The organism is Pseudomonas sp. LBUM1672 (assembly GCF_059695655.1).
In genome coordinates this window covers 4,613,942-4,631,451 of sequence record NZ_CP166781.1, presented here as the reverse complement: position 1 = coordinate 4,631,451, position 17,510 = coordinate 4,613,942, and the positions used below count along the sequence as shown (strand labels likewise).

The following is a 17,510-nucleotide window of genomic DNA, read 5'->3' as shown; positions in this document are numbered from 1 at the left end:
AATCCCGGCTGAAAGCAGGGCGAAGTCATTGATTTAAATAAATTTATATCTGGGGGTTGACGACCCCTCAATCCATCCATAGAATGCGCGCCACTTACAGCGTAAAGCACACAGCGAAACGCGGTAGGGAGTGAATGTTGTACGTGTGTCCCCTTCGTCTAGTGGCCTAGGACACCGCCCTTTCACGGCGGTAACAGGGGTTCGAGTCCCCTAGGGGACGCCAATGCGGGAATAGCTCAGTTGGTAGAGCACGACCTTGCCAAGGTCGGGGTCGCGAGTTCGAGTCTCGTTTCCCGCTCCAATTTTAAGCAGCGTTGCTTTCGGGCAAGGCTGAGTGAAGCCAGAGCCGACATCTTCGGATGCGGATTTGGGCACTGAAATACACACCATGTGTTTCAGTTAGCGTGTCCCCTTCGTCTAGTGGCCTAGGACACCGCCCTTTCACGGCGGTAACAGGGGTTCGAGTCCCCTAGGGGACGCCATTTGCGGGAATAGCTCAGTTGGTAGAGCACGACCTTGCCAAGGTCGGGGTCGCGAGTTCGAGTCTCGTTTCCCGCTCCATATTTAACGAAAACGCCGCTCAGCAATGAGCGGCGTTTTTGTTTGTGCGTGATCCATAAAAAAGGACCTCAAGGTCCTTTTTTATGGATGCTGGAATCAACACGTCGGACCCGCCATAACAGCGGGTCCGACAAGCGATCAGAGCTTCGGTAGCTGCCCGATGCGCCCCATCATTTCCGTCACGATCTGCAGGTCCAGCAGGAACTGGTCGACCGTCTTGAACTCGTTGTCGGTGTGGCCGGTGTATTTGACCTCAGGTCGAGCCAGGCCGAATTGCACCCCATTGGGCAGTTCGTGGACCGAGGTGGCGCCGGCGGAGGTGCCGTACTTGTGTTCCATGCCCAGGTTTTCGCTGGCTACGGCGAGCAAGGCCTTGACCCATTCACCTTCAGGATTGCGGTACATCGGCTCGGCGATCGAGTAGTCGAAGGCCACCGCTACGTCGGTCTTCTTGCTCCAGGCGCCAAGCTTGTCGGCGATTTCGCTCTTGAGGGTTTCCGGGGACTTGCCCTTTGGCACCCGCAGGTTGACCGCGAGCTTGAAGGTTTTGTCATCCATGGCGACATAGGTCAGGGAAGCGGTCAGCGGTCCCATGAAGGCGTCGGAAAAGCCAACCCCCAATTTCCCACCCTGGTAATCCAGGCCCCAGTTATCCGAGGCATAACGGGCGGCGTCGGTGATGTGGTTATGCTTGAGCGCGACCTTGCCGTCCTGGCTGTTGATGAACTCCAGCATCCTGGCCACCGGATTGACGCCGGACTCGGGCTCGGAGGAGTGTGCAGAAACGCCGGTGACCGTCAGTTTGACGTCTTTGCCATCGACCTTGGCGGTGACGTCGAAGTTGCCGCCATTGCGTTTGGCGTAATCGGCGCCGGACTTCTGCAGGCTGGCGGCCAATTCAGCAGGTTTCTCAGTCAAAAGGGTGACGACCGATGTCGACGGAATCTGGTTGGTGGCCATGCCGCCGGTCATCGAGATGATTTCAGCGCCCGTGCCCTCGGCCTTACGCTTGGCAAAGTTCGCCATCACGGTGCCGTAGCCTTTCTCGGCGATCACCACCGGGTAGCCGCCATCCAGCGCCAGGTTGTAGTTGGGTGTCGGGTTGTGTTCGAAGTAGTAAGGGATGGCGTCGCCGGTGGTTTCTTCGGTGGTGTCGACCAGCAGCTTGAAATTGCGCGCCAGCGGCAGCTTCTCTTCCTTGATGATCTTCATCGCATACAGCGCCACCACGATGCCGTTCTTGTCATCCTCGGTGCCCCGGCCATACATGCGGTCACCGATCAGGGTGACTTTGAACGGATCGAGTTTGGTGCCGTCTTTCAGGATCCAGTTCTCCGGCGTCACGGGCACGACGTCGGCATGCGCGTGAATGCCCACGACCTCATCGCTGCTGCCTTCAAGGGAGATTTCATAGACACGGTTGTCGATGTTGCGGAAGTTCAGGTTGAACGCCTGGGCCAGGCCCTTGATCTTCTCGGCGATCTTGATGAATTCGGGATTGTCATGCTGGTCAACGCCATCGACGCGGAAAGTCGGGATGGCCACCAGTTCGCGCAGGGTCTCGGTGGCTGCGGCGCCGTACTTGACTCGTGCGTAGAGGCCAAGCAGGCGATGGATTTCGTTCTGCTGTTCTGGCGTGAGGGTCTTGTTGCCGAGGAAGGCGCTGATGGCCGGGCCGAGATTGTCGGTTTTGCCGAGGTCGCTCGTGGCCAAGCCTCCCAGGAATTGCCGGAAATCTGTGACCGATGCATCGCTGAAGGTCTTGAGGATCGCCGCGCTCTGTTGCGGGGTGATGTTGGCCTGTGCGGTCAGAGTGAACGACGAAAGGCTGGCCAGAATCAGGGTTGACGCGGCCAGGTGCTTGAGTGAGAAATTCATTGCTGGGGGCATTCCTTTGCAGGCAGTTTGTGAGAAGTTTCTGATCGATGAGACAGAAACGTTTCCAACCTAACACTGTAACGGAGTGTTACGGGAGTCCTGAAGTGGGATCTGTCGCGCAGAAATGCAAAAGCGGCGCAGAAACGAAAAAGGCCCGTCAGTCGAACTGAACGGGCCTTTTGCGTTTCAGACGGTTTTACATCGACAGAATCAGGCGCCCGGCGAACAGGATCAGAATCACCCCCATGGTGCGTTCGAACCAATGCCCCATGCGCATGAACAGCAGTCGCACCCGGGCGCTGGAAAAGAACAGCGCAACGATCACGAACCACAGCGCGTTCACAAAACACATCCACACCCCGTACAGCGCCTGGACCTTCAGCGGTGTGGTGGCGCTGATGATCGTTGTGAAAATCGCCAGGAAAAACAGCGTCGCCTTGGGGTTGGTCGCGTTGGTCAGAAACCCGGTGGTGAATGCCTTGAGCAACGTTTGCTCGACGACCGGCTCATCGCTGACTTTGTCTCCCTCAAGCACAGACTTGGGTTTACTGCGCAGCAGGCTGACACCGAGGTACAAAATGTAAGCACCGCCCACCACCTTGGCCACGGTCAATAGCCAGGGCGTCGTGTGCATCAACGCGCCGACCCCGAGCAGGGTGTAAAGCACGTGCACGGAAATCCCCGCACCAATGCCCAGTGCCGTGCAGATCCCGACCAATCGGCCGAAACGTACACTCTGACGGATGGTGACCGCGAAGTCCGGTCCCGGTGCAACCACAGCCAGAAAGTGAATGGTCGCCAGCGCCAGGAACTCGCCCAGGTAATTCGAAAGCATTTCAACTCCAGAAAGTAAGGGGTGAAGCATTGCCGCGATAGCCGACAAAGAACGAAAGGCTCAACCGCGGATCCGCCACGCCCGGCGTCACCGAGTGCATGCAGCGCGAATTGAACATGATGAAATCCCCCGGCTCAGGACGAATCTCCAGGGTCGGAGTGCCGAGCAGGGCCGGGTCGATGCCATAACTGTCGCCACGCATTTCGTCGAATTGATCCGGAGAAATGTCGTGGTCCCACATCTGCAGCGCGCCGCCCTCGCTCGGCATGTTCAGGTAAACGTTGCAGGCGAACTGCGCTTCCAGACTTCTGGCCTGGTAACTGTCCGGGGCGTCCTTGGCGAAAATGTCGTGATGGGCGAGGAAGCACACACCCGGTTTCACCACGCGGGACAGCCCGACATACATCTTGCGACCGTAGAGATTTTCCAGATGCGCGCCCGCCGGCCAGGACTCATCGAGCATGCAGCGCAGGGTGTCGACCGGGGACGAGTAGGGTGCGCAGCGGTTGCGCAACTCAGTGATGTTGCGCGAGGCATGCTCGAAATAATCTTCGATCAGCAACGGCTGGTTTTCCGCCTCATAAAACGCCATGCCGATGCGACCGATGCTCGGTGCATTGATATAGCCTTCGAAGCCGGGGGCAAGAATCTTGTCGCCAATCTGAATCGCCAGCGGCTGGGGCAACAGGCCTTTGACGCGGATGGCGAGGACTTCTTCGTTGGCCAGTTTTTTTATGCACGTCTCATCGAGACGCTCGACGTCAAGCATCATGTCTTAGGTCCATCTATCAGATAGTCAACAGAACCCGCGAATGCAGGCTCCCCCGGGCGTCAGGCGATGACGGGGACGCCATCGCCCAAATGCTCAATCCACGCTGTAGTGGACTGACAGCGTTCCCTTTTTCAGTGAAAGGGAAGCGATCGTGACCGTGCCCAAATCCTTCAGGCTACGTACATGGGTGCCGCCGCAGCCGTAGGCGGGCAGTTCACCGAAACCAATTTCCCGGGCGCCTTCGCGCATCGACGTCAGGCGTGGCAAATCTTGGGCAACCCATTGCTCGATGGCGTGCTGAATCATCTCGGCCTCCACCTCTTTTGCCGACTCTGCCGGTTTGAATTGCACGCGTCCTTCGCCCGGCCAGTGATGGGCCTTGATCGGCATCCAGCCCAGCGCCTGGACAAAATGGCCGATCAGGTGCCCGGCCGAATGCATGCGCGAATTGAACTGGCGACGTGGCTCGTCAACCCGAATCTGGGTCATGCCAAGCTTCACCGGTTGGTCGACAAAATGAATGATCCGGTCCGGGTCCTGCATCACGCGCAGGACCTGGCTTTCGCCGATCCAGCCGGTATCGCAAGGCTGACCGCCACCCTGGGGGTGAAACAGCGTGGCGCGCAGCACCACGGCAAACTCGTTCTCCTGGGGCGTGCAATCCAGGACTTCCACATTGGCCTTGAGGTCATCACTATGGAAAAAGAGGCGAAGCGTCATATTCCATGTCCTCATTAAAGTTTCTTTTTTTATTATATGAAGCGTGGAATTGCGTGATAATCCGTTCAAACATCAAAGGACTGTTGCGCTGTGAGCATAAATCTTCCACTGCCTCTGCTCGGTGAAATGGCGATCTTCGTCAAGGTTGTCGAGACCGGCAGCTTTTCCGAGGCGGCTCGTCAGCTAGGGTCTTCACCTTCGGCGGTGAGTCGCAGCATCTCCCGTCTGGAAAAGGCGCTGGCCACGCGTTTGCTGCAGCGAACCACACGCAAACTGCGCTTGAGCGACGGTGGCGAAGAGGTGTTCAAGCGCTGCCAGGAAATGGTCAGCGCGGCCAAATCCGTGATGGAAATCAGCGGGCAGTTCACCCATGAAGCGGAAGGATTGGTGCGGGTCAGTGTTCCGAAGGCGGTCGGTCGATTTGTGATTCACCCGCATATGCCGGAATTTCTGCGCCGTTACCCCAAAGTGGATGTGGAGTTGTTGCTGGAGGATCGGCAGGTGGATCTGATCGACGACAACGTTGATCTGGCGATCCGTATTACCGATCGACCACCCGCTGGACTGGTCGGGCGGCAGTTGCTGACCATTGACCATTTGCTCTGCGCTACGCCGCAGTACCTGGCCGAACATGGCACGCCGACGCACCCCCATGACTTGCTCAACCACAGTTGCATCTACTTGGGTGAAACCCCGAGCGACGCGCGCTGGAAATTCAAGAAAGGCAGCAAGGCTGTGACGGTCGGTGTCCGCGGCCGGTATGCGGCGAATCACACGGGCGTGCGACTGGGCGCGGTGTTGCAGCACATCGGGATTGGCAGCCTGCCGTACTTCACCGCGCGTTATGCGCTGGAGCAAGGGTTGATCGTGCAGGTGTTGCCGGACTGGACGTTCCTTGCGTCCTACCACGGCGGCGCCTGGTTGCTGCATTCGCCGACGCGTTATTTGCCGCCGAAGTTGCGGGTGTTTATTGATTATCTGGTGGAGTGTCTGGAGAAGGAACCGACCCTGAGCAAGCCGGGGAAGGCGGGGAAGGTCGCGGCGGAGTATGAGTTGCCTGAGAGTGATGGGTTGCTTTGACTGACGCCTTCGCGGGCAAGCCCGCTCCCACACTGGATTTGCGAACGACTCAGATCCACTGTGGGAGCGAGCCTGCTCGCGATGGCGGCCGTCCAGTCACCATATAAATAAGCAATGTCACATAAAAAAGGCCCGCATGGATAACCATGCGGGCCTTTAGCATTTCCGCCCGAGAATCAGTGCTTCGGCTCGTCGTTCGACATCGCCAGCAGCTGTTTTTCCTGGTTCCAGTCGAACGGTTCATCGTTCTGTTCAGCTTCGAAACGACGCTCTTCCAGTGCCTGGTACAAGTCGATTTCATCATCGGGCATGTAATGCAGGCAGTCGCCGGCGAAGTACCACAGCAGGTCGCGCGGGACCAGGTGGGCAATTTGCGGGTAGCGAGTGATCACCTGACAGAGAATGTCCTGGCCCAGGTACTGGCTTTCGATCGGGTCGACCGGCAGCAATGCACGCAGTTCGTCGAAGCGCTCCAGGAACAAGGCATGGCTTTCTTCGGGAACCTGTTCGGCCTCACCTACGGCGACCAGGATGCTGCGCAGGTGGTCGAGCAAGACAAGATGATCGGCAACGACGTTGGACACGAGATAAGTCCTCAAGAGCAAAACGGGCGCGGGAGTATAAAGCCCCCGCGCCCCTTTTTACAGGATCAGCGGACCTTTCCGTCGGCCAGCGTGAGTTCCTCTTTGTCGAAATCATCGACGTCGATCACCTTGCGCCGCGCGGTTTCGGCTTCACGCAGGGTCTGCGCTTCCACCGCTTGCAACACGCCAGCCTCCAGCCCTGCATCGATGACGTGTTCGCCGGCAGCCGGTTTGACCTGACCGCTTTTGAGTGCCACGTGCAGTTTTTTCTGCAACGGCTGCGCCGCGTTCAACAGGTTGCAGGCATGTTGCAGGGCACCAACCGCGTCGTCCGCCGACTGCGGACGATAGCAACCGCCGAGCAGTTCTTCGAGCGTCGGATCGCCTTTGGCGCGGCCAATCACTGCGGCGACTTCGGCGCCGAGTTTGTCCGATGGGCCTTTGTGACGACGGCCGAACGGGAACACGATCACCCGTAACAGGCAACCCAGCACCTTGTTCGGGAAGTTGCTCAGCAATTCATCCAGCGCACGTTCCGACTGGCTAAGGCTTTCTTCCATGGCCCAGGTAAACAGTGGCGCCATGTGCTCCGGCGAATCGAGATCGTGATAACGCTTGAGCGCGGCGGAAGCGAGGTACATGTTGCTGAGCACATCCCCAAGACGCGCCGACAGACGTTCGCGACGTTTCAGTTCACCGCCCAGCAGCATCATGCTGAGGTCGGCGAGCATGGCGAACGCAGCGGCCTGACGATTAAGCGCGCGGAAGTAACCCTGACTGAGCTTGTTCCCGGGCGCGTGTTCGAAGTGCCCGAAGCCGAGGTTCAGCACCAGCGTGCTGGCCGCGTTGCTCACAGCGAAACCGATGTGCTTGAGCAACAGCCCATCGAACTCGGTGAGTGCCTGATCCTTGTCTTCACGGCCGGCGAGGGCCATTTCCTTGAGCACGAACGGATGGCAGCGAATGGCGCCCTGACCGAAGATCATCAGGTTGCGAGAGAGAATGTTCGCGCCTTCGACGGTGATGAAGATGGGCGCGCCGTTCCAGCTGCGACCGAGGTAGTTGTTCGGCCCCATGATGATCGCCTTGCCGCCGTGGACGTCCATGGCGTGGCTGATGCACTCGCGGCCGCGTTCGGTGAGGTGGTACTTGAGAATCGCCGACAGCACTGACGGTTTCTCGCCCAGGTCCACCGCGTTGGCGGTGAGCATCCGGGCGGCGTCCATCATCCAGGCATTGCCGCCGATGCGCGCCATGGCTTCCTGGATACCTTCGAACGCCGACAGTGGCACGTTGAATTGTTCACGCACCTGCGCGTACTGACCGGTCACCAGACTGGTGAACTTGGCCGCGCCGGTGCCGACTGCCGGCAGGGAAATCGAACGCCCGACCGACAGGCAGTTCATCAGCATCATCCAGCCCTTGCCGAGCATTTCCTGGCCGCCGATGAGGAAGTCCAGCGGCACGAAGACGTCCTTGCCGGAGTTCGGACCATTCATGAAGGCGGCACCCAGCGGCAGGTGACGGCGGCCGATTTCAACACCGGCGGTGTCGGTCGGGATCAGCGCCAGGCTGATGCCCAGGTCTTCCTTGTCACCGAGCAAATGGTCCGGGTCATAGGCCTTGAAGGCCAGGCCGAGGAGGGTGGCCACCGGGCCCAGCGTGATGTAACGCTTTTCCCAGTTCAGACGCAGACCGAGGGTTTCCTTGCCTTCCCATTCACCTTTGCAGATCACCCCGGTGTCAGGCATGGCGCCGGCATCGGAGCCCGCCAGCGGACCGGTCAGTGCGAAGCACGGGATGTCGTCACCACGGGCCAGCCGTGGCAGGTAATGGTTACGTTGTTCGTCGGTGCCGTAATGCAGCAGCAGTTCGGCGGGGCCAAGCGAGTTGGGGACCATCACGGTGGAGGCGAGGTCGCCACTGCGGGTCGCCAGTTTCATCGCCACCTGGGAGTGGGCATAGGCCGAGAAGCCCTTGCCGCCGAACTCCTTGGGAATGATCAGCGCAAAGAAGCCGTTTTCCTTGATGTGGGTCCAGGCTTCGGGCGGCAGGTCCATGTCTTGCCCGATCTGCCAGTCGGTGACCATGGCGCAGAGTTCTTCGGTCGGACCGTCGATAAAGGCCTGTTCCTCTTCACTCAGCTGCACTTTCGGGTAGGAAAGCAGCTTGTTCCAGTCCGGGCGGCCGCTGAACAGTTCGCCGTCCCACCATACGGTCCCGGCGTCGATCGCATCGCGTTCGGTTTGCGACATCGGCGGCAGGGTTTTCTGGAACCAGCTGAACAGCGGCGCGCTGAAGTATTTGCGACGCAGATCGGGCAGCAACAACGGCGCCGCGACGGCTGCGATCAACACCCAGAACACCAGCAGCAGCCAGCCTGGCGCGCGGCTGAAGGCACCCATCGCGACAACATAGACGGCGACGATGCACAGGGCAGGCAGGGGGGCGACGCGACGGTGGGCTAGATAAGCTATCCCGATAACCAGAACCAGTATCCACAACAGCAGCATATTTAATCCTCCGTGAACCAGGGCAAAACCAACCTTCAGAGCTTAGACGGCATCCGCAAAACAGGGTGGTCGGAGCGAGGTGATTGAATTCGTGGGAAACCACCGATGAGTTTTGTAGGTTGGGTTGGCAACACGCCCGGGAAATCGTTCGGTTCCTACGCGGCTATGCGCCCATGTTTGGCCGAAACGTCGTTATCTCTGTGCTGAGGGTGTCGCTAGACTCGTGGCTTCCCTAGGAGATTGTTCTCATGCACGAGTATCTGAGTCCCGGCCGCTTCATCGATAGTGACCACCCCTCGGTGGTGGAGTTCGCCGAAAAACATCGGGGCGCCAGTCGCGATCCGCTTGAGCAAGCGATCAACCTCTATTACGCCGTGCGCGAGGCCGTGCGCTACAACCCCTATACGTTCAGTCGCGACCCGGATACGTTGCGCGGCAGTTATGCCTTGGCGGCCGGGGAAAGTTATTGCGTGCCCAAGGCCACGCTTCTGGCCGGTGCCGCGCGACATTGCGGGATCCCGGCTCGCATCGGTCTGGCGGACGTGCGCAACCATCTGTCGACCCCGCGGTTGCTCGAATTGCTGAGGAGCGACGTGTTCGCCATGCACGGCTATACGGAGCTGTATCTGAACGGTCGCTGGGTCAAGGCGACGCCGGCCTTCAACCAGAAACTCTGTGAATTGTTCAATGTGGCGCCGCTGGAATTCGACGGCATCAACGACAGCGTTTTTCATCCCTTCAACCGCGACGGCGAGCAGCTGATGGAGTACCTGATCGATCACGGCCAGTTTACCGACGTGCCTGAAACGTTCTTTTTCGAGCACCTGGAAAAGTGCTATCCACATCTCTTCAGCGACACACTGCCAGCGTTGCTGGGTGATATGCAGAGCGATTTGAGCCGCGCCTGATCCGGCGTATGCTGCCTGCGCATTCATCCATAAAGAGGCGGTCATGCTGAAGATCTGGGGTCGGAAAAATTCGTCGAATGTCAGAAAGCCATTGTGGGCCGCCGAGGAACTGGGCCTGGCCTATGAAGCCATCGATGCGGGCGGCGCCTTTGGTGTGGTCGATACGCCGCAGTACCGGGCGATGAATCCAAACGGCCGCGTGCCGGTGATCGAAGACGACGGCTTCGTGCTCTGGGAATCGAACGCGATCGTGCGTTACCTGATGGCCAGCCACGCCGATGGCACGGCCTGGTATCCGGTGGATTTGAAAGCCCGCGCTGCTGCTGACAAGTGGATGGACTGGACCACCTCAAGTTTTGCCGGCCCGTTCCGCACCGTGTTCTGGGGCGTGTTGCGCACACCGGAAGACAAGCAGGACTGGCCCGCCATCAATGCCGCGATCAAGGAATGCGATGACCTGCTGGTGATGGCCGACCAGGCATTGGCGGCCAAGCCGTACCTGTCCGGCGACGAAATCGGCATGGGCGACATCCCTCTCGGCAGTTTCATTTATGCCTGGTTCGAGATGCCGATCGAGCGTGCGCCGCACCCTCATCTTGAAGCCTGGTACGCACGACTGAAACAGCGTCCGGCGTATAAAAAAGCCGTTATGACCGCGTTGACTTAATACTCACTATCGACACACTTGACTGTACTTGTGTGGCGGCGACAAGCACCATTGCGCTCGTGCGCCGCGGTTGTATTGCTCGCCGCCCGCCCATAGTTATCCCTTTCTTCCCTTCTTGGTGCGTAAATCCGATATGAGTTCCGCTCTGTCCATCCGGCAGTTAACCAAAACCTACGGCAACGGTTTCCAGGCCTTGAGTGGTATCGATCTGGACGTCGCCGAAGGTGACTTTTTCGCCTTGCTCGGCCCTAACGGTGCCGGCAAATCCACGACCATCGGCATTCTCTCGACCCTGGTGAACAAGACCAGCGGCACCGTGAATATCTTCGGTCACGACCTGGACAAGAATCCTGCGCAGCTCAAGCGCTCCATCGGCGTGGTGCCCCAGGAATTCAACTTCAACCAGTTCGAAAAAACCTTCGACATCGTCGTGACCCAGGCCGGTTACTACGGCATCCCGCCGAAGATCGCCAAGGAGCGCGCCGAACAGTATCTGACCCAGCTCGGGCTGTGGGACAAGCGCGATGTGCCGTCGCGTTCGCTGTCCGGCGGCATGAAGCGGCGCTTGATGATCGCCCGCGCACTGGTTCACGAACCGCGCTTGCTGATCCTCGACGAACCGACCGCGGGTGTTGATATCGAACTGCGTCGCTCGATGTGGACCTTCCTCACCGAGCTGAACCAGAAAGGCATCACCATCATCCTCACCACCCACTACCTGGAAGAGGCTGAGCAGTTGTGCCGCAACATCGGGATCATCGACCACGGCACCATTGTCGAGAACACCAGCATGAAACAGCTGCTCGGCCAGCTGCATGTGGAAACCTTTCTGCTCGACCTCAAGAACACGCTGAGCGTTGCGCCGCAGTTGCTCGGTTACCCGACCAAGCTGCTCGACAGCCACACCCTCGAAGTTCAGGTCGACAAGGCCATGGGCATCACCGCGCTGTTCACCCAGTTGGCGCAGCAGAACATCGAAGTGCTGAGCCTGCGTAACAAAACCAATCGCCTTGAGGAGTTGTTCGTGTCCCTGGTGGAGAAAAATCTGTCGAAGGTGGCGGTATGAGTTCCGAGCTGCAACCCAACCTCGTTGCCCTCAACACTATCGTTTACCGCGAGGTGAAGCGCTTTACCCGGATCTGGCCGCAGACCCTGCTGCCGCCGGCAATCACCATGGTCCTGTACTTCGTGATCTTCGGTAACCTGATCGGCCGGCAGATCGGTGACATGGGTGGCTTCACCTATATGGAATACATCGTGCCGGGCCTGATCATGATGTCGGTGATCACCAACTCCTACGGCAACGTGGTGTCGAGTTTCTTCGGCAGCAAGTTCCAGCGTTCCATCGAGGAATTGATGGTGTCGCCGGTGTCACCCCATACGATTTTGATCGGTTACACCTTGGGCGGCGTGCTGCGCGGCTTGATGGTCGGGCTCATCGTGACCCTGCTGTCACTGTTCTTCACCGAGTTGCAGGTGCATCACCTGGGCGTGACCATTCTGGTGGTGGTGCTGACGGCGACGATCTTCTCGCTGCTGGGCTTCATCAACGCCGTGTTTGCACGCAACTTCGATGACATCTCGATCATCCCGACTTTCGTGCTAACACCGCTGACGTACCTGGGCGGGGTGTTCTACTCGATCAGCTTGCTGCCGCCGTTCTGGCAGACCGTGTCCCTGGCGAACCCGGTGCTGCACATGGTCAACGCCTTCCGCTACGGCATTCTTGGCGTTTCGGACATCAGGATCAGCGTGGCGATTACCTTCATGCTGGTGGCGACCGTGGTTTTGTACATCGGTTGCGCACGGCTGCTGGTCAGTGGGCGCGGGATGCGTACATAAAGTAAGACCGCGAAGGCATCAGCCCAGACACCACAAAAAAACGGCCTCCAAAAATGGAGGCCGTTTTGCATCTACTGCATCCGGCGTTGCTTACGCCGCTTCCACTGCCGCCCAACCCACCAGCGCCAATACAACATCACCAGGCAATAGGCGAGGGCGCCCAGCACCAGACCCGTCACCACCGATCCCAACAGAAATGGCTGCCACAGAGTAGACAGCTCGCCGCTGATCCACTCCCAGGTCAGCTCGTCCGGCAAATGCCTGGCTGGCACATCCATCAACCACGCCCCAGTCTGATAAGTGCAGAAGAACACTGCAGGCATGGTGATCGGATTGGTCAGCCAGACCAGGCTGACGGCAATGGGCATGTTGCCCCGCACCACAATTGCCAGAATGGCCGCGACCAGCATCTGCAACGGAATGGGCAGGAAAGCCGCGAACAGACCCACCGCCATGGCCCGTGCGACGGAATGACGGTTGAGGTGCCAGAGGTTCGGGTCATGCAGCAGGGTGCCGAGAAAGCGTAAGGATTTGTGTTCCCTGATGCTGGTCGGGTCTGGCATGTAACGTTTGAATAAGCGCCGGGGCATAAGGCTTCTCGGTCGGTTAAGGCGGCAAGTATGTCTGGATTCCATGAACCGCCCATTCAGACTTTGTGACAATTAATAACCGTGCATGTGCGTTCGGGCAGCTATGCCTAGGGTGGGACTCTCAAGGACGGGCGTATGCGCACAGGGATGATGGCGCTGGCGTTGGGTCTGCTGGCCCTGCGGTTTTTACCGGTTTTACCGCCGGTCTGGTTATGGATGTTGCTGCCGGTTGTGGGTTTGATGCTGCTGCCGTTTCGGACTTACCCGTTGGCGTTCTTCCTGTTCGGCTTCAGTTGGGCGTGTGCGAGTGCGCAGTGGGCGCTGGATGATCGCCTGCCGCTGAATCTCGATGGCGAGACTCGCTGGGTTGAAGGTCGGGTGACAGGCCTGCCGCAGAATGCCGAAGGTGTGGTGCGCTTCGAGCTGACCGACAGTCAGTCCCGAAGCACGCGGCTGCCCCGGCATCTGCGTCTTGCCTGGTATGACGGACCGCTCGTCAACAGCGGCGAACGCTGGCGACTGGCGGTCAAATTGAAGCGACCGGCCGGGCTGCTCAACCCATATGCCTTTGATTACGACGCCTGGCTGCTGGCGCAACGCATCGGTGCTACCGGGACGGTCAAGGATGGCCAGCGGCTTGCCTCCGCCCAATGGGCCTGGCGCGACAGCATTCGCCAACGCTTGCAAGCCGTCGATGCCCAAGGCCGGACGGGGGCGCTGACAGCCTTGGTATTGGGCGACGGCGGCGGGCTGAGCCGAGAGGATTGGCAGGTGCTGCAAGACACCGGCACCGTGCATCTATTGGTGATTTCCGGGCAGCACATCGGGCTGCTGGCGGGGCTGGTGTATCTGCTGATCGCCGGGCTGGCCCGCTATGGTCTGTGGCCGAGCCGTTTGCCCTGGTTGCCATGGGCCTGCGGACTGGCGTTTGTTGCCGCGCTGGGTTACGGGTTGCTGGCCGGTTTCGAGGTGCCGGTGCGGCGGGCCTGCGTGATGATCGGTCTGGTGCTGTTGTGGCGGCTGCGTTTTCGTCACCTCGGCGTCTGGTGGCCGCTGTTGCTGGCGCTCAACGGCGTTTTAGTGCTCGACCCGCTGGCGAGCCTGCAGCCGGGGTTCTGGTTGTCCTTCGCGGCGGTGGCGGTGTTGATCTTCACCTTTGGTGGGCGGCTGGGCCCCTGGCGCTGGTGGCAAACCTGGACCCGGGCGCAATGGCTGATTGCGATCGGACTATGCCCGTTGCTATTGATCCTCGGGTTGCCGATCAGCGTCAGCGGGCCGGTGGCCAATTTGCTGGCGGTGCCCTGGGTCAGTCTGGTGGTATTGCCGCCAGCCTTGTTCGGGACGTTGTTATTGCCGCTGCCTTATGTGGGCGAGGGATTGCTGTGGCTGGCGGGCGGTCTGGTCGACCTTTTGTTCAAGGGGCTGGCATTGATGGCCGGACGATTGCCCGCCTGGGTCCCGGTCGCGGTGCCGGTGTGGATTTGGGCGCTCGGCATGTTGGGGGCCTTTCTTCTATTACTGCCCAGCGGTGTGCCGTTGCGCCCATTGGGTTGGCCGCTGCTGTTGTTGCTGGCTTTTCCACCTCGCCCGATGCTTGCCGAAGGCGTCGCGGACGTCTGGCAACTGGACGTCGGCCAGGGCCTGGCCATTCTCGTGCGCACCCGCCATCACACATTGCTGTATGACACCGGGCCGCGTTTCGGAGATTTCGACCTTGGAGAGCGAGTGGTCCTGCCGACATTGCGCAAACTGGGCGTGGCCGGGATCGACCTGATGCTCATCAGTCACGCTGACGCCGATCATGCCGGCGGTGCACGCGCGGTCGCCTACGGATTGCCGGTGGCGCGGGTCCTGAGCGGCGATCCCGAAGCGCTGCCAGCCGAATTGCACGCCGAGGGCTGTGAAAGCGGCCGGCGATGGAACTGGGACGGTGTGAACTTCCAGCTCTGGCAATGGACATCCGCCCACGACAGCAATCAAAAATCCTGTGTTTTGCAGATCGAAGCCAATGGCGAGCGATTGCTGTTGACCGGCGACATCGACACCGCTGCCGAACGGGCGTTGCTCGACAGTCCGCTCGCCGTGCCGACCGATTGGCTGCAATCGCCGCACCACGGCAGCCGCAGTTCCTCTTCGATGGCGCTGCTCACCGCGTTGCAACCCACGGCTGTACTGATTTCCCGCGGCCAGGGCAATTCCTTTGGTCACCCGCATCCCACGGTCATGGCGCGTTATCAAAAGCGCGGGATGGCGATCTACGACAGCGCCGCGCATGGCGCCATTCGTCTGCAACTGGGACGGTTCAAGCCGCCATGGACGATGCGTCTGGAACGGCATTTCTGGCGTGATCCGCCACTGTCCGGCCCATAACCGCAAGTTATGAAAGCCCGACCGGATGCGACATCACAGTCTTCGGTGCATCCGGCCCCTATGTTAGAGTGGCGCACTTTTTCGAGGGGACTGTCACTGTGTGGGAATTGGTCAAATCCGGCGGCTGGATGATGCTGCCGATCATTTTGAGTTCCATCGCGGCCATGGCGATTGTCGCCGAGCGTCTCTGGACCCTGCGAGCCAGCCGTGTGACCCCGGAGCATTTGCTCGGGCAGGTCTGGGTGTGGATCAAGGACAAGCAGCTCAATAAAGAAAAACTCAAGGAGCTGCGCGCCAACTCACCGTTGGGCGAAATCCTGGCGGCGGGCCTTGCCAACTCCAAGCATGGTCGCGAGATCATGAAAGAGTGCATCGAAGAAGCCGCCGCGCGGGTGATTCATGAACTCGAGCGCTACATCAATGCGCTGGGCACCATCGCCGCGATGGCCCCGTTGTTGGGCTTGCTGGGTACGGTGCTGGGCATGATCGATATTTTCAGCGCGTTCATGGGCACGGGCATGGGCACCAATGCCGCGGTGTTGGCGGGCGGTATCTCCAAGGCGCTGATCACCACGGCCGCCGGCCTGATGGTCGGTATCCCGGCAGTGTTTTTTCACCGATTCCTGCAACGCCGGATCGATGAGCTGGTGGTGGGCATGGAGCAGGAAGCGATCAAACTGGTCGAAGTGGTGCAGGGCGACCGTGATGTGGACCTGGCCGAGGGCAAAGCGTGAAATTCCGCCGCAAACCGCGGGAAACGGTAGACATCAACCTCGCGTCGCTGATCGACGTGGTGTTTATCCTGCTGCTGTTTTTCGTGGTCACCACTACGTTTACCCGTGAAACCCAGTTGCGCGTCGATCTGCCAGAAGCGGTCAGCGGTTCTCCCGCAGAAGACCAGCAGATCAAACACCTGGACGTTGCCATCAGTGCCGAAGGCGCGTTCTCGGTGAACAATCAGGTATTGCCGAAGAACGACCTGGCCACGTTGATGGACGCGTTACAGAAAGAATCCAATGGCGACACCAATTTGCCGCTGTCTATCAGCGCTGATGGCAAGACCCAGCATCAGTCGGTCATCACCGCCATGGACGCCGCTGGCAAGCTGGGTTTCAGCCACTTGCGCATGACCACGGTCGAAGCGGCACCGCCCGCGCCCTGATGGCCATGTCTGATCGCTTGCTCGCCGCGTGGTACCAAGGTCATCCGGCCCTGAAGCTGTTGCAGCCACTGGAGTGGCTGTATCGGCGCGTGGTCATGAACAAGCGCAAGCGCTTTCTGGCGGGCGAGGGCGAGATCTACCAGCCACCTGTGCCGCTGATCGTGGTCGGCAACATCACCGTCGGCGGCACCGGCAAGACACCGCTGATCCTGTGGATGATCCAGCACTGCCAGCGCAGCGGCTTGCGGGTCGGCGTGGTCAGCCGGGGTTACGGCGCCAAACCGCCGCAATTACCGTGGCGCGTCGAGCCGGATCAGAGCGCCGACATTGCTGGCGACGAACCGCTATTGATCGTCCAGCGCACCGGCGTGCCGCTGATGATCGACCCGGATCGCAGCAGCGCCGTCAAAGCGCTGCTGGCGAGCGAGCCGCTGGACCTCATCCTGTCCGATGACGGCATGCAGCATTACCGGCTGGCCCGAGACCTGGAGCTGGTGCTGATCGATGCCGCCCGAGGCCTGGGCAACAAACGCTGCCTGCCGGCCGGCCCCTTGCGTGAACCGATCGAACGCCTGCAAAGCGTCGACGCGGTGCTGTACAACGGCGCCACCAATGATCGCGAAGACGGTTTTGCCTTCCAGTTGCAACCCACCGAACTGATCAACCTGCAAAGCGATGAACGTCGTCCCCTCGACCACTTCCCCGCAGGCCAGGCGTTGCACGCCGTGGCCGGGATCGGCAATCCGCAGCGTTTCTTCACGACCCTCGAAACGCTACACTGGAAGCCAGTGCCGCATGCGTTTGCCGACCACGCCGAATACAGCGTGCAGGCCTTGAATTTCACACCGTCATTGCCGTTGGTGATGACCGAAAAGGACGCGGTGAAGTGCCGTGCCTTCGCCGCCGCCGATTGGTGGTACCTGGCGGTCGATGCTGCGCCATCGCCGGCCTTCGTGGCCTGGTTCGATACGCAGCTGATGCGCCTGTTGCCGGCTCGTCTTTTGCCTTAACTCCGTTCTAATCCAGGG

At 59.9% G+C, this 17,510-nt stretch carries 16 protein-coding genes and 4 tRNA genes; 13 read left to right on the top strand and 7 right to left on the bottom strand.

Translation table 11 applies throughout. From position 1 onward, the window contains the following. Positions 1-147 precede the first annotated feature (147 nt). From ACA053_RS21100 to ACA053_RS21085, 4 genes are all read left to right on the top strand, one after another. Positions 148-223: transfer RNA gene (locus tag ACA053_RS21100), tRNA-Glu, on the top strand. Between the two features lie 2 nt (positions 224-225). After that, a tRNA-Gly gene (locus ACA053_RS21095) sits at positions 226-301 on the top strand. A 105-nt stretch (positions 302-406) separates the two neighbouring features. After that, positions 407-482, top strand: a tRNA-Glu gene (locus tag ACA053_RS21090). A gap of 3 nt (positions 483-485) precedes the next feature. Next, positions 486-561, top strand: a tRNA-Gly gene (locus tag ACA053_RS21085). A 138-nt stretch (positions 562-699) separates the two neighbouring features. Here the strand turns inward: ACA053_RS21085 and ACA053_RS21080 are convergent. The 4 genes from ACA053_RS21080 to ACA053_RS21065 all read right to left on the bottom strand — a co-directional run bounded on the left by ACA053_RS21080 (position 700) and on the right by ACA053_RS21065 (position 4,766). After that, entirely contained in the window at positions 700-2,439 is a 1,740-nt protein-coding gene (locus ACA053_RS21080; protein ID WP_497312999.1) for a dipeptidase, read from the bottom strand. A gap of 196 nt (positions 2,440-2,635) precedes the next feature. After that, positions 2,636-3,274, bottom strand: coding sequence for a LysE family translocator (locus ACA053_RS21075; RefSeq protein ID WP_109633890.1), 639 nt, complete (start codon positions 3,272-3,274; stop codon positions 2,636-2,638). Between the two features lies 1 nt (position 3,275). After that, positions 3,276-4,046 (bottom strand): 2OG-Fe(II)-dependent halogenase WelO5 family protein, encoded by a 771-nt coding sequence (locus ACA053_RS21070; protein WP_109633888.1) that lies wholly within the window; start codon positions 4,044-4,046, stop codon positions 3,276-3,278. A gap of 93 nt (positions 4,047-4,139) precedes the next feature. Further along, complete coding sequence (locus ACA053_RS21065; RefSeq protein ID WP_497393597.1) at positions 4,140-4,766, bottom strand: alanyl-tRNA editing protein; 627 nt, start codon at positions 4,764-4,766, stop codon at positions 4,140-4,142. Positions 4,767-4,856: 90 nt separating this feature from the next. Between ACA053_RS21065 and ACA053_RS21060 the strand changes: the two genes are divergently transcribed. Continuing rightward, entirely contained in the window at positions 4,857-5,846 is a 990-nt protein-coding gene (locus ACA053_RS21060) for a LysR family transcriptional regulator (RefSeq protein ID WP_094471193.1), read from the top strand. Between the two features lie 176 nt (positions 5,847-6,022). Here ACA053_RS21060 and ACA053_RS21055 read toward each other — a convergent pair whose 3' ends face one another. Together ACA053_RS21055 and ACA053_RS21050 are read right to left on the bottom strand one after the other, a co-directional pair. Continuing rightward, positions 6,023-6,430 (bottom strand): PA2817 family protein, encoded by a 408-nt coding sequence (locus ACA053_RS21055; protein WP_010461909.1) that lies wholly within the window; start codon positions 6,428-6,430, stop codon positions 6,023-6,025. Positions 6,431-6,495: 65 nt separating this feature from the next. Further along, entirely contained in the window at positions 6,496-8,943 is a 2,448-nt protein-coding gene (locus ACA053_RS21050) for an acyl-CoA dehydrogenase (RefSeq protein WP_497393596.1), read from the bottom strand. Between the two features lie 248 nt (positions 8,944-9,191). Here ACA053_RS21050 and ACA053_RS21045 point away from each other — a divergent pair, with 248 nt between their 5' ends. The 4 genes from ACA053_RS21045 (at position 9,192) to ACA053_RS21030 (ending at position 12,360) form a co-directional block, all read left to right on the top strand. Beyond that, a complete protein-coding gene (locus ACA053_RS21045; protein WP_497312991.1) occupies positions 9,192-9,851 on the top strand; it encodes a transglutaminase-like domain-containing protein in 660 nt (219 codons plus the stop codon). A 43-nt stretch (positions 9,852-9,894) separates the two neighbouring features. Beyond that, entirely contained in the window at positions 9,895-10,518 is a 624-nt protein-coding gene (locus ACA053_RS21040) for a glutathione S-transferase family protein (protein WP_497312989.1), read from the top strand. 133 nt (positions 10,519-10,651) lie between these two features. Continuing rightward, positions 10,652-11,584: an ABC transporter ATP-binding protein gene (locus tag ACA053_RS21035; RefSeq protein ID WP_109633878.1), complete on the top strand. Its 933-nt coding sequence runs from the start codon at positions 10,652-10,654 to the stop codon at positions 11,582-11,584. Beyond that, positions 11,581-12,360 (top strand): ABC transporter permease, encoded by a 780-nt coding sequence (locus tag ACA053_RS21030; protein WP_010461900.1) that lies wholly within the window; start codon positions 11,581-11,583, stop codon positions 12,358-12,360. Before ACA053_RS21035 ends, ACA053_RS21030 begins: the two co-directional genes overlap by 4 nt. Before the next feature lie 71 nt (positions 12,361-12,431). Here the strand turns inward: ACA053_RS21030 and ACA053_RS21025 are convergent, their stop codons facing one another. Next, a complete protein-coding gene (locus ACA053_RS21025; RefSeq protein ID WP_497393595.1) occupies positions 12,432-12,950 on the bottom strand; it encodes a DUF2062 domain-containing protein in 519 nt (172 codons plus the stop codon). A 135-nt stretch (positions 12,951-13,085) separates the two neighbouring features. On the opposite strand from ACA053_RS21025, the gene ACA053_RS21020 reads away from it, so the two are divergent. The 4 genes from ACA053_RS21020 to lpxK all read left to right on the top strand — a co-directional run bounded on the left by ACA053_RS21020 (position 13,086) and on the right by lpxK (position 17,492). Beyond that, complete coding sequence (locus tag ACA053_RS21020; protein ID WP_497393594.1) at positions 13,086-15,320, top strand: DNA internalization-related competence protein ComEC/Rec2; 2,235 nt, start codon at positions 13,086-13,088, stop codon at positions 15,318-15,320. 98 nt (positions 15,321-15,418) lie between these two features. Beyond that, positions 15,419-16,054, top strand: a complete 636-nt coding sequence (gene pocA, locus ACA053_RS21015) for a flagellar polar localization protein PocA (protein ID WP_162556235.1) — start codon at positions 15,419-15,421, stop codon at positions 16,052-16,054. Continuing rightward, positions 16,051-16,482, top strand: a complete 432-nt coding sequence (pocB, locus tag ACA053_RS21010) for a flagellar polar localization protein PocB (protein ID WP_497393593.1) — start codon at positions 16,051-16,053, stop codon at positions 16,480-16,482. Before pocA ends, pocB begins: the two co-directional genes overlap by 4 nt. Next, positions 16,482-17,492: a tetraacyldisaccharide 4'-kinase gene (gene lpxK / locus ACA053_RS21005; RefSeq protein ID WP_497312982.1), complete on the top strand. Its 1,011-nt coding sequence runs from the start codon at positions 16,482-16,484 to the stop codon at positions 17,490-17,492. Before pocB ends, lpxK begins: the two co-directional genes overlap by 1 nt. The last annotated feature ends 18 nt before the right edge of the window (positions 17,493-17,510 follow it).